This is a genomic window from Sphingobacterium sp. LZ11T8, from assembly GCF_024261425.1.
Lineage (GTDB): Bacteria > Bacteroidota > Bacteroidia > Sphingobacteriales > Sphingobacteriaceae > Sphingobacterium.
In genome coordinates, this window is sequence record NZ_JANBZY010000008.1 from 111763 (window position 1) to 124682 (window position 12920).

9 protein-coding genes are annotated in these 12920 nt (G+C 42.3%); 5 read left to right on the plus strand and 4 right to left on the minus strand.

The features are described 5' to 3' along the window. Positions 1–116: 116 nt before the first annotated feature. The 3 genes from NLF99_RS17225 to NLF99_RS17235 all read left to right on the plus strand — a co-directional run bounded on the left by NLF99_RS17225 (position 117) and on the right by NLF99_RS17235 (position 5230). The gene (locus NLF99_RS17225) at positions 117–1154 is read left to right on the plus strand and encodes an endonuclease/exonuclease/phosphatase family protein (protein WP_185218237.1); all 1038 of its coding nucleotides are present in this window, start codon (positions 117–119) and stop codon (positions 1152–1154) included. Positions 1155–1224: 70 nt separating this feature from the next. After that, entirely contained in the window at positions 1225–2154 is a 930-nt protein-coding gene (locus NLF99_RS17230) for an endonuclease/exonuclease/phosphatase family protein (protein WP_185210544.1), read from the plus strand. Between the two features lie 139 nt (positions 2155–2293). Next, positions 2294–5230: a DNA polymerase III subunit alpha gene (locus NLF99_RS17235; RefSeq protein WP_254529763.1), complete on the plus strand. Its 2937-nt coding sequence runs from the start codon at positions 2294–2296 to the stop codon at positions 5228–5230. A 54-nt stretch (positions 5231–5284) separates the two neighbouring features. Here the strand turns inward: NLF99_RS17235 and NLF99_RS17240 are convergent, their stop codons facing one another. The 3 genes from NLF99_RS17240 to NLF99_RS17250 are packed head-to-tail and all read right to left on the minus strand — an operon-like array spanning position 5285 to position 8517. Continuing rightward, positions 5285–6562: an AI-2E family transporter gene (locus NLF99_RS17240; protein WP_185210542.1), complete on the minus strand. Its 1278-nt coding sequence runs from the start codon at positions 6560–6562 to the stop codon at positions 5285–5287. Between the two features lie 7 nt (positions 6563–6569). Further along, a complete protein-coding gene (locus NLF99_RS17245) occupies positions 6570–7763 on the minus strand; it encodes an MFS transporter (RefSeq protein WP_185210541.1) in 1194 nt (397 codons plus the stop codon). After that, positions 7756–8517, minus strand: a complete 762-nt coding sequence (locus tag NLF99_RS17250; protein ID WP_254529765.1) for an RNA methyltransferase — start codon at positions 8515–8517, stop codon at positions 7756–7758. The genes NLF99_RS17245 and NLF99_RS17250 overlap by 8 nt, the downstream gene beginning before the upstream one ends. Positions 8518–8569: 52 nt before the next feature. Between NLF99_RS17250 and NLF99_RS17255 the strand changes: the two genes are divergently transcribed. Further along, positions 8570–10876, plus strand: coding sequence for a BamA/TamA family outer membrane protein (locus NLF99_RS17255; protein ID WP_254529768.1), 2307 nt, complete (start codon positions 8570–8572; stop codon positions 10874–10876). Here NLF99_RS17255 and NLF99_RS17260 read toward each other — a convergent pair. Beyond that, entirely contained in the window at positions 10873–11415 is a 543-nt protein-coding gene (locus NLF99_RS17260) for a hypothetical protein (protein WP_185210538.1), read from the minus strand. The genes NLF99_RS17255 and NLF99_RS17260 overlap by 4 nt on opposite strands. A gap of 117 nt (positions 11416–11532) precedes the next feature. Here NLF99_RS17260 and serS point away from each other — a divergent pair, with 117 nt between their 5' ends. Then, on the plus strand, positions 11533–12804 hold the full coding sequence (gene serS, locus NLF99_RS17265; RefSeq protein ID WP_254529770.1) for a serine--tRNA ligase: 1272 nt from the start codon (positions 11533–11535) through the stop codon (positions 12802–12804). Positions 12805–12920 lie beyond the last annotated feature (116 nt).

The following is a 12920-nucleotide window of genomic DNA, read 5'->3' on the forward strand; positions in this document are numbered from 1 at the left end:
GGAATGATGAAGTCTTAATAAATCCTAAATATCAAATCAACAAACCTTTAATCTTATCTTAAGATTAGATTTAACCGTGTACGGTAGTTTTGCTATAGGAATTACGATTGATAGATATGCTGATCAACCTTCCTTATCCTCAGAAAAGTAAAGCGTGGCATTTCAGGTTTATAGTACTGATGTCGATTATTTTCTCCCTTGTTTTTATGTTCAGTTACAAGCGTAGCAATGGCTCCAAAGCAATGCCCTTGCTGAACTATCCTGAACTGGAACATCGTTCATCTGGAGAATTATCGCTATTGACCTATAATATTGCAGGGCTTCCGCAACTGATTTCCAGTGCCGAAACTCCAAGGGCGGCCAGTATCCGGACCATTGGTGAACGGATCAACCGCTTTGACATCGTCAATGTTCAAGAAGATTTCAATTACAATTTTGAATTGTATGCTTCCAATCTGCATTTATTTCGAACCGTAAGCATGGGGACTGTTCCTTTCGGGGATGGTTTGAGTACCCTTTCCAAATATCCTATTAAAGACTCCGAGCGAATTTCCTGGAAAGACTGTAGCGGCAGTGATTGCTTGACACCGAAGGGATTCAGCTATGCCCGATTAGAGATTGCTAAGGATGTGTTCCTGGATGTCTATAACATACATGCCACAGCCCAGGACAATAGGTCTGCGGTTGTTGCAAGAAAGAAAAATCTAGAGCAGTTCGCGAACTACATAAAAGAAAAATCTGCAGGACAACCTCTGTTGATCATGGGTGATTTCAATGCACATTATGCCTTTGCTGAAGATAATGTGCGGACCTTCCAAAAAGAGATGGACTTAGTCGATACCTGGGTTTTTCTTCGAAACCAAGGCCGGTTGCCCGAGCATGAAGAAAACTTTATTGCACAGCACGCTTTGACCGTAACGGACGATTGCGAGAGCATCGACAAGATTTATTTTCGCAATAGCAAACAGTTGATATTCAAACCAAAAAATTACCAAGTGCAACATGAGCTTTTCAGTACCGATACGGGCGAACCTCTTTCCGATCATTGTGCTATCTCATTAAAATTGGAATGGGAATTGAACGATTCTTTAATGACTTCTGATAAGAAATCTAAGGTCATTGATCAATTAGAAGGTTTCCATGGTGGTGAGTAACAAAAACTTAATGTTGAATTCCCATTTAGATAATTTGAAGAAGATACTTTTATTTCATATAAGTTAATAGATGACCATACTTTTTATACTCGCAGCGGTAATTATAGTTTTACTATTTGTTTTCAAGAGCTTAAAGGGAAAGCTGATTTCCGTAGCTATCCCCCAAGAAGAATCCTCTTCAGAACGTTTTTTGCAAGGGAAAATATCATTGTTGACCTATAATATCGCAGGGTTACCCCAAGGGATCTCGGCTGCAAAGCTCCCTAGGAAATTCAGTATTGCCGAAATCGGTGAAAAAGTTGAGCCTTATGATATTGTCAATGTCCAAGAAGATTTTAACTATAATACTTCTTTTTATTCCAAGAACTTACATCCTTATCGTACGCAGACCAAAGGGAAGATTCCCATTGGCGATGGTCTGAATACCTTGTCCAAGTATCCTATCATTGAATACAGAAGGATTCCATGGCGCCATTGCAGTGGTCCTGATTGTTGGACCGTGAAAGGGTTTAGCTTTGCACAGATCCAATTGGCCAATCAAGTAACTGTCGATGTTTATAATGTGCATGCAAACTCAAGCGATGTTGCTCGCGCAGCTCGGGCAAGAAGGGAAAACTTTAGACAGTTGGCGACTTATATCAACGATAATTCCGCAGGTAGGCCTTTAATCGTCATGGGTGATTTTAATGCCCATTATGCTTATAAAAGAGACAATTTGCATGAGTTCCTTTTGACCACGGGGCTGTCTGATGGTTGGGTCCAATTCCTCCGTAAAGGTGTTTTTCCAGAGGTTATTCCCAAGTTTATTGCGCAGCATATGTTGAGCCTCAACAACGACACGGAGAGTTTAGATAAGATTTTCTTTAGAAATAGCGACCACCTGAAATTTCAGCCAATGGACTATCAGGTCGAGATCCAGCATTTCACAAGTGCCGATGGAGAAGCCCTGTCTGACCACTTGGCGGTTTCCATGCAACTGAACTGGACCTGGGAGGATTAATCTCCATAATAGCTGATTGACCATTTAGTATATAATTAGTAATATTAGATTTAGCTGGGCTTCAATAGTTCAGCTTTTTTGAAAGTATTTTTGCTAATATTTTTAGTAAAATGAATTAAAAAAACCTTAATCTTGTAAAATGTTTTTGAATTGCAAGACCTGGTTTAGTTTTCATTATGGAACCTTTCCTACAAAGGATTTGGTAGAAAGTGCGCAGTCTTTAGGGATTAAGGCCATGGCTTTGACAAATATCAACAGTACGGCAGATTGTTGGGATTTTGTGCTCAAATGTCAGGAAGCAAACATCAAACCTATTGTAGGGGTCGAAATTCGCAATGAAAACGAATTATGTTATATCCTTTTGGCGAAAAACAATGCCGGTCTATACGTCATCCAGAGTTTCCTTTCCTTTTATAAACAGAGGAAGTTGGATTTCCCCAAAAAGCCACCTTTTGAATCCGATGATCTTTGGGTCATCTATACTTTTGAGAATCATCCTGAGATCGAACAGCTAAGGCCAAATGAACTCATTGGATTAAGGAAGGAGGACCTCAATAAATTGAGCTGGCAAGAGGCACTTCAAGCTGACTGCTGGGTCGTGCTGCAACCTGTGACCTATCAAGATAAGACTTACTATGACCTGCATCGGATCTTAAGGGCAATTGCTAAGAATACGCTACTGTCGAAATTGGTCAAAGAGGATTATGCCAGACCAAATGAGACCTTGATGGATGAAGAAAGCCTGGTATCCGCCTATGCAAAGTTCCCATCTGTTATCAGCAAGACCATGGAAGTGGTCAAGAGCTGTTCGATTGAAATGACCTTCCATATCGATAAAAACAAGAAACACTTCACTGCGAGCATGGATGATGACCATGAACTGTTAAGAAAGTTGGCTATTGAAGGCTGCAAGATCCGGTATGGCAGCAAGAACAAAAAGGCCATGGAGCGGGTGGAAAAGGAACTTTCCATTATCAAGCAATCTGAATTTAATTCCTATTTTTTGATTGTTTGGGATATGTTGCGGTATGCCAATGAGCAAGGGTTCTATCATGTGGGGCGGGGGAGTGGTGCCAACTCGGTCGTTGCCTATTGCCTGCGCATTACCGATGTGGATCCCATCAAGCTAGATCTATATTTTGAACGGTTTTTAAATCCCAACCGGACCTCTCCGCCCGATTTTGATATTGACTTTAGCTGGAAAGATCGTGATGCCATCTTTGAGTACCTGTTTATGCGATATGGTCGTCAGCATGTCTCTTTACTGGGCATGTACAATACTTTTCAGCGAAGGGCCATTGTGAGGGAATTGGGAAAGGTATTTGGACTGCCTAAAGAGGAGATCGATGAATTGGTGCATAAGCGAGAATGGAGTGCTGAGGATAAAATCCAACGGTGGATCCAGAAATATGGAGCCCTGTTGGTTGATTTCCCTAGCAATATCAGTGTCCATGCCGGTGGGGTGCTGATCAGTGAAAAACCATTGAATGAATACGGCGTATTGGAATTACCGCCAAAGGGATTTCGGACCCTCCATATGGATATGTTCGAGGCCGACAGGATAGGACTCTTTAAATTTGATATCCTGAGTCAGCGTGGCTTGGGGCATATCAAAGACGCTCTAGGATTGGTGCAGAAAAATAAAGGTAAGCATGTCGACATTCATCAGGTGGAACGCTTCTTTGAAGACCCCAAGCTTGCAGAAATGATCCGAAAGGCAGATACCATTGGCTGTTTTTATATCGAAAGCCCTGCTATGCGACAGCTTTTGGGCAAACTGAAATGTTCTGACTACCTTACCCTCGTGGCTGCCAGTTCGATCATTCGGCCAGGAGTCGCTCAATCGGGCATGATGAAACAGTATATCGAACGCTATCATGATCGCGATAAAATCGAATACCTGCACCCTAAAATGAAGGAACTCCTCGAGGAGACCTTCGGTGTGATGGTCTATCAGGAAGATGTGATCAAGGTTGCCCATCATTTCGGTGGGATATCCTTGGAGGAGGCCGATATCCTGAGACGGGCCATGAGCGGAAAGTACCGTTCTGAAAATAAGTTTGAGCTGATGCGTGCGAAATTCTTTTCAAACTGTAGGGAACAAGGCTATGATGAATCTGTCACCTCCGAGGTTTGGCGGCAGATGGAGAGCTTTGGTGGTTATTCCTTTGCCAAAGGACACTCGGCCTCCTTTGCTGTGGAGAGTTATCAGAGCCTTTACCTCAAAACGTATTACCCCTGTGAATTTTATGTCGCCGTTATCAATAATTTCGGCGGCTTTTATCGCACGGAATTCTATTTCCATGAATTACGGAGGAATGGCGGCATCATCCAACTTCCATGCTTGAACTACAGCGATCATCTTACCAATATTACCGAGCAACAGGTCTATGTCGGTTTTATCCACTTGCAAGGTCTGGAGCAGGAGTTTGCCCATCAGATCGTGGAGGAAAGGCAGCGAAATGGACCTTATAAGAGCTTGAATGATGTCCTACAGCGATTGCATCCGGCTCCCGAACAGCTCAATATCCTGATCCGGATCGGTGCATTGCGGTTCACGGGCTTGGATAAGAAAACCCTGCTATGGGAAGCAAACTTCAGGAATAAACGGACAGAGAAAGATGATCCTGAAACGCTTTTCCAAACAGAGGAAATCAAGTTTTCCCTGCCTGATTTTGAAAAGAACAGGATGGATGACCTGCGTGATGAACTCGATCTCTTGGGCTTTGTCGTGGGCGACTTCTTTGAGCTGTTGAATAAGGAGCATCTGAAAGGTTCGGTCTTGGTCAATCAGTTGCCTGATCTCCTTGGCCAACAGATCAAGATCATCGGCCGATTGGTCACCTTGAAAGAAACCCGAACCATTAAAAAAGAACGGATGTGTTTCGGGACATTTCTCGATGTGGAGGGAGACTGGTTGGATACCGTGCATTTTCCGCCCGTACTCCGTCAATACCCTTTCCAGGGAAGCGGCTTTTATGAACTCCATGGAAGGGTTATGGAAGAATTTGGAGTCTACAGTGTCGAGATCTCTGCCATGCGGAAGCTCGGATTCAACATTCAGCAAGAAGTATAAAAACACAAAAGACATAAGGCGAACCTTATGTCTTTTGTCTTAAGTCCGAAAAACTTATTCTTCGTCCTTCTTCTTGAATTTATCTTGCGGAAGGTCTTCATAAGGGAGCTCCTCAGATTCATTGATCTCTTTATAGGTCATTTCAGAATGCGGAGTTTCCTCAGGACCATCTACCGTAACATTGACATCCACTTCAATTTTTTTCTTGTTTTTGGGCATCCGAACGATTCCCCATTTCATCAGCAGCTCCTGTGTCGAGTTCCGCTTGAGATGGAGTTTCTCTGGCTCACCAATCAAGAAACCAAATGCTTCCATATTTGGGTTTGCATCAAAAATAACCTTTAACGTTGCGATAAAAGGCAGCGCAATGATCAAACCGGCCAATCCAAATAACATCCCGCCCAATAGGATTCCGATGATTGCCATCAATGGATTGATGCTGACCTTGGAACCCACAATATTTGGCGTAATGATGTTACCCTCCAGGAATTGCACCACTTGAAACCAAGCCACCACACCCAACGCGTATAGGGCACTATCCTTTGTGGCCAATGCAAATAATGCAGGCAAGATCGATCCAATGGCAATACCTATATAAGGAAGCAACATCAGCAGGGAGGCCAATGAGCCGAAAAACCAAGCATAGTCAATACCCATCGCCATGAGTCCCACCGTATTCAGTACAGCAACAATTCCCATTACGGTAATCAGCCCTACCAAATAACTCTGAACCACATCGTATATTTTGTTCAACACCTCATTGACTTTACTCTGAGGAGTTGTTTTAAAAGCTTTAAAGAAAAATTCCCGAAAGAAATCACGGTAATACAATAGGAAAAAGCTCAATAATGGAACCAAGATGGCACTGGCCAGGATATTCCCAATCGACCCAAATGTACTGGATACCATACCTCCGGCATTCTCCATGGCTTTTTCCCCCTGCTCGCGCAGTTTTTCCATCACTTCAGTCCTTTCAATGCCGAATTGGCTTTCCAGCCACTTCTGCCCACCCTCTAATACAGACATCACTTTGTCCGTGATCGCTGATGCATCCTTACCGATCAAGATACTCTCATAAACAATAAACCACGATAGACCCGAGATAATTGCTATGGCTACAATGACAGCCAAGATCGCAGAAAAGGCCTTTCCAAGACGGATTCTTTCAAATAATCTTGCCAATGGATAAAGGGAAATTGAAATCAGGATTGAAAAAATGAGCGGTAATAGAACACCCTGGGTAAAGTACATGACGGCAATGATAAGAACCAAGGCCATCAAGCTCGATGCAAGCTCAAAGGAATACGGTCTTTTGGTTTGTTTATTTTCCATACGAATGCTATAACAGGTTATTAGTTTTTTTGTTTTTTGAATTCCAGTAAATCACATAAAAAAATGCCAGCAAGATGATCAGGGCATTCCCATAGAAAATATACGGAATTCTAAGGATTTCATCGTGATAGATATATCCAGCAAATAATGCGCCACCTCCAATACCAGCTTCCAATGCGATATACATGGTCGCCATGGCTTTCCCACGATATTGCGGCAGCGAAAGATCAATGGTCCAGGCATTGACTGCTGGCGAAAAAATACCCGTACCTATCCCGTAAAGGCAGGCACCGATCACCAATTGAGCAATGCTGTTTCCAAAACCAAGGTACAAAAGAGAGATAGCGACCACTACCAGCCCTACTTTCATCACACTGATCCTACCATAGCGATCGGCCACTTTCCCCGAAACAAATCGAATCCCTATGGACGCCAAGGTATAGGCCGTGAAAAACAGCCCCTTATTTACTATGCCCAAATGTTCGCTCCAATCCGGAATCAAAGTCAAAATTACACCATAAGCCGAGTAGGAGAGAAGCGTAACGATTGCTGCAGGAATCACACGCACTTCAATAATATCACGGCGTGAAATCTTGAGCATCTTAGGCGAGAATCTATTTTTGTCCTTCAGGGTTTCCTTCATGTTCATCACGATAATGATGGAAAGGAATGCAAATGCTGAAGAGCTATAGAACATGGTATTCAGATCATACTTTAGGGCAATATAACTTCCGATTGCCGGTCCAACGGCACCACCGATGCTGAAACATAGCCCATGCATCCCCAATGCCTCACCCCAACGCGTCGATGGGATAATATCAGCGATATATGCCGAGGTGGCCGTGGGCTTAAACCCAGTGGAGAAACCATGGACTAAGCGGAGGAGAAAGAATCCAGCTACACTGCTCAGGATAGGATATAAAAAACCACAGATGACACAGACGGTAGACCCTATGGCCATCACAGGTACTCGGCCCCATTTGTCCGTCAATCTACCGCTAAATGGTCTTGAAATCCCAGCTGTAAGCGTGAAAAGAGCAATGATCAGGCCCTTGTGGGCTGCACCTCCCAAAGAGGACAGGAAATTGGGTAACTCTGGAATGATCATGTTGAAACTCGCAGAGAATAGGAGAGAGCTCAAACAGAGCAGTCCAAATTGTATTGTATATAAAGGTTGATCTTCGTTTTCGATATTATCCATTTTTCTTTTCCATATTTTGTCGCGTCAATTCTGAACAAAATATTGTTGTCGCCACTGCAACATTTAATGACTCAGCCTTGCCAACCCGCGGAATGGTCACTGCCTGATCAATTTTAGGGATCAAGCTTTCCCTGATTCCATTTCCCTCATTGCCCATCATGATAAACCCTTCATTCCCAAAATTGGCCCCATAAATAGAATCCCCGTCCAACAAAGCCCCAAAAACCGGCATGCTGTTTTTCTGAATGAACTCTTCCAGATCCAGATAGTGTAATTTAATACGTGAAAGTGAACCCATGGTCGCCTGTACGACCTTGGGATTGTAGGCATCTACAGTACCTATTGAACAGATAATGTTTTCAATCCCGAACCATTCCGCCGTACGGATGATGGTTCCCAAATTGCCCGGATCTTGAACATCATCCAAGATCAAACTATGCCTCCCCTGTAAATCCTTTACCTGTAATTGATTAAAATGAGGGATTTCCACCAAAGCCAAAGCCCCTTGCGGATTCTTTAAGCCACTTATTTTCCCAAACTCTGACTCACTAAGCTCTTCAAGTTTTATATTTTGCGGTATTTTGCCCAATTTTGCAGCGGCATCTACTGTCGCAAATATTTTACTTATCTTGTAGCTGGAATGTATAAACTCCAAAACGGATTTTATGCCCTCTACCACAAATAAGTTATGCTGAGTTCGAAATTTTTTATGCTGCAATGAAGTAATTAGACTGATTTGAGCTTTTGACAACATGGGATGAATGACTAATAAAAGAAGTTTATTATTTTTTGCAAGTATAACGTTTTTGTCGCTAATTATTGCGTCCTGTCGATCTGCGAAATACCTCGACGACAATCAATACCTGGTCACAGATGTCGATCTAAATGGCGTAACTCCCGAATTGAAAGAACCCGCTGGCATGTACGTGGCCAATGAAATTCGTCCGAATTCTCCGCTCTATCTGACCATCTATAACATGTTCAATACCCGAGACGGTCAATATAAAACTGAAAAAATAAAAAATGTCGGTGAGGCACCGAGAATCCTAGACTCTGCGGTAGTCGAGCTATCGGCGACCCAAATTCAACGCTTCCTCCAAACCAAAGGTTATTTTAATGCCAAGGTTGAACCGCAGATAGAATTCAATAAAAAGAAAGCAAAAATCAACTTCAATGCGAACCTGGGAAACCCTTATACCATTCGGGAAATCGATAGGACAGTAGAGGACCCCGCCGTCGATTCCATCTATCAAGAAAAGGTCGTCCCAATTAGTCCTCTGAAATCAGGAAAACGCTATGATGCTTCTGATCTTTACCTAGAACGAGAGCGCTTATATACCAATATGAGAGAATCGGGATACTATGATTACCTAAGGCAATATATGCGGGCTGGAATTGATACCATTGATTTGGAAAATCAAGCTGATTTATTGATCCAGGTGTCCAATAGAGAAGATTCAACTAAACATAAGATTTATTATATTGACAGTGTGTACTTTACGGTTGAAGCTGCCGATCCGGAATTAAAGAAGAATTCTGAGGGTAAATTTGACAGCCTGACCAAGATTTTCTATACCGATCAAACCGGCAATTTTAAACTAAGACCGTTATCCAGATATGCATTCCTGAGAACAGGACAAAAGTTCAATAGTGCGAATGAGGAATTGGCCTACGACCGGTTATATGAAATGAATGGTTTCCGATCGGTAAAGATCAATTACCAGCAAAAAGATTCCAATAAATTGGATGTCCATTATAATGTGGTGCCACGTTCTGCCATGAGCAACCAGATTGAAGGCGAATTTACTTTCAGCTCTGGAATGAGCGGTTTTAACGTGGGGAATACCTTCTCCCATCGAAATGTCTTCGGTGGATCGGAAACCATTGAGGTCAAAATGCGCTATGGAGTACTTTTTGATTCCAGGTTGCCGGGTAGCTTGGCCGATAAGATCTTTAACAATGACTTTCAGGTAGGGGTTAACCTGTCCTTTCCTAGGTTATTGACCCCTTTCCGGGTTCGTAGCGTAGGTCGTTACGGTTTGCCTAGAACCACCTTTTCATCTAGTTTGCAATTGTTCTTTCAGGATCAAACCTATGCCAACAGGTATTGGATCAATAGCTTAAACTACATCTGGTATGAGGCAACCAATAAGATGCATAGTCTGACTCCGGTGGTTATCGAGTATAGACACGGACAGTTGAACGAAGAATTTAAACAGAGCCTGATCGATCAGGGCTATGGCCTATATGTTCGAAGCAATGACCGTAAATACTTTGGCTTAGGTGCACAGTATGCCTATACCTACAATGGACCAAAATTAACAACCAAAGAAAACTTCAGTTATTTCAGGGGAGCGGTCGATGTCAGTGGAAATCTGTTAGGTGTGTTTGGGAATGTCATGAAATTCAAGCAGAATCAAGACGGCGAGAAGCTGATCTTTGGGGTGCCATTTCTACAATATGTGAAAGGTGAAATAGACTATCGTTGGTACAGACATCTGGGCGGAAATAAACAGTTTGTGTTTCGGGTCAACTCCGGTGTTGCGGTTCCTTATGGTAACAACTCCTCCCTGAACATGATTTTTGAAAAGAGTTTCTTTGCAGGGGGTATGAATGGTATCCGTGCTTGGCAGGCCCGTACGCTGGGTCCAGGGGGCTATAACCGTTCTTCCATCAATCCTGAATTCCGTGTAAACCTGAGAAACCTCGATCAGCTTGGTGAAATAAAGTTGGAAACCAATGCTGAATTTCGCTTCCGCATGCTGAACAATTTCTTTGGGGCCAAGTTAAATGGAGCCACATTTTTAGATGCTGGAAACGTATGGAGGATCCGTGAAGATATCATCAATCCTAATGGGGAGTTCCGTGGGGATAAATTCCTTTCGCAAATTGCACTGGGCACTGGTTTCGGTCTTCGTGTCGACCTCGATTATTTTATTATCCGTTTAGATGCAGGTCTTAAACTGAAAGATCCACAGTTTTCAGGTTCGGATCAATGGGTTATCAAGGACTTCTTCAATGCCAAGAAATTCAAACAGGATTATTATCAGACCAACTGGCCAGACCGATATAGCTTTATCCAATACAATTTCGGGGTAGGGATGCCGTTCTAGAGCAGGCCTTTCAATCCCATGATACTGCTTTCGATCAACTGTCGAACATCCAATCCTTTGCTATAGTTCAGGTAGAAATAAATAGCAGCTAGAATTAACAGGGTAATCAAGAAGCGCTTGAACTTATAGGCAATGTACAGGATCAACAAGGGAATAATGATCAAAAGAAATCCACTGATTTTATAAGGGGTAATGCCTTTGTCGGTCACCCGCAAGAAAAAAAGTTTCCCTAAATCAGAACCTGCGAATTTATGCTTAAAAAACACAAAGGTTGAAGATTCAATGGGATTGCTTGTAACAGCCACACCATCGGTAAATTTCAGTTCCTGCGAAAAACCATTGATGGTGAAATTATAATTGCCGTTGACCGTATTGTCCGTTTTTTCAGCGGTATCGATGGCAATTATCGCTAATTTTCCATTCTGCGAAAGGTTTTCCTTAACTGTAAAGTCCTTAATAATTGTGTTTTGCGCCAGCAATTCTAGGGGCATAAGGTACAAGATACCAAGGCATAAGAAAAGAAACCATCTGTTTTTCATGATGCAATGATACAAAATTGCATGGATTCTAAAAATGGATAGGCTACAAATTCAAGTTTATTAATTGCGGAGGTCTTCTTATCTTTGCTCACGTTACAAATAAAAAAGCATAATTATATGTTGCAATTAAATTACATCCGCGAAAATCGGGACCATGTAGTTGAAAGGCTTGGAGTTAAGAATTTCAACGAAGTAGAATTGGTCGATCAGATCATTGCTTTAGACGAACAACGTCGCAAAACTCAAAATCAATCTGACTCTATTGCAGCTGAGGCAAACTCGTCCGCTAAGCAAATTGGAGACTTGATGCGTCAAGGTAAGAAAGAGGAAGCTGAAGCAATAAAATCGCGTTCTGCATCATATAAAGAGCAAATCAAAGAGCTTTCAGAAGCATTGGATAAAATCGAAAAAGAACTGCACGATAAGTTGATCCAATTGCCGAATCTGCCTTATAAACTGGTTCCTGCTGGATTGACTCCAGAAGATAATGAAGTTGTTCTAGAAAATGGAACGGTCCCTCAGTTACCTGAAGGAGCATTGCCTCACTGGGAATTAGCAGCTAAATACGATATCATTGACTTCGAATTAGGTACTAAGATCACCGGTGCTGGTTTTCCAGTGTATAAAGGAAAGGGCGCCCGTTTGCAACGAGGATTGATTAACTTCTTCTTGGATGAAGCTGCTAAAATGGGCTACCGTGAGGTTCAGGTCCCTATTGTAGTGAATGAAGATTCTGCCTATGCAACTGGTCAATTACCTGATAAAGAAGGTCAGATGTACCATGTCACAAACGACGACTTTTATCTGATTCCAACTGCAGAGGTGCCAATCACAAATATTTACCGTGATACCATTGTTAAAAGTGAGAATTTCCCTATCAAACATTGTGGCTATACCCCATGTTTCCGCAGAGAAGCGGGATCTTATGGCGCGCATGTCCGTGGTTTGAACAGATTGCACCAATTTGATAAAGTTGAATTGGTTCAGATCGTTAATCCTGAGAAATCCTACGAAACGTTAGAGGAGATGAGTAGCTATGTACAATCTTTATTGCAGAAGTTAGGATTGCCATACCGCGTTTTACGTTTATGCGGAGGTGATATGAGCTTTACATCTGCCATGACCTACGATATGGAAACCTATTCAGCGGCACAAGAACGATGGTTAGAAGTATCCTCAGTATCAAACTTTGAAACTTACCAAGCAAACCGTCTTAAAGTTCGTTTCAAAGGCGAGGATGGCAAGACCCAATTGGCGCACACCTTAAATGGTTCCGCATTGGCTTTACCTAGAATCGTAGCAACACTCTTAGAAAACAATCAAACCGAAAAAGGAATCAAGATCCCAGAAGTTCTGGTCCCTTATGTTGGATTTGACTATATCGACTAAAAAAATATCCCCGATCTCTCGGGGATATTTTTTTTAGTCAGTATTGAGATATGAGATGTGAGATTTGATATATTAAATTTGAAACCTGTATGATCTCAAATCTCATATACCAATAC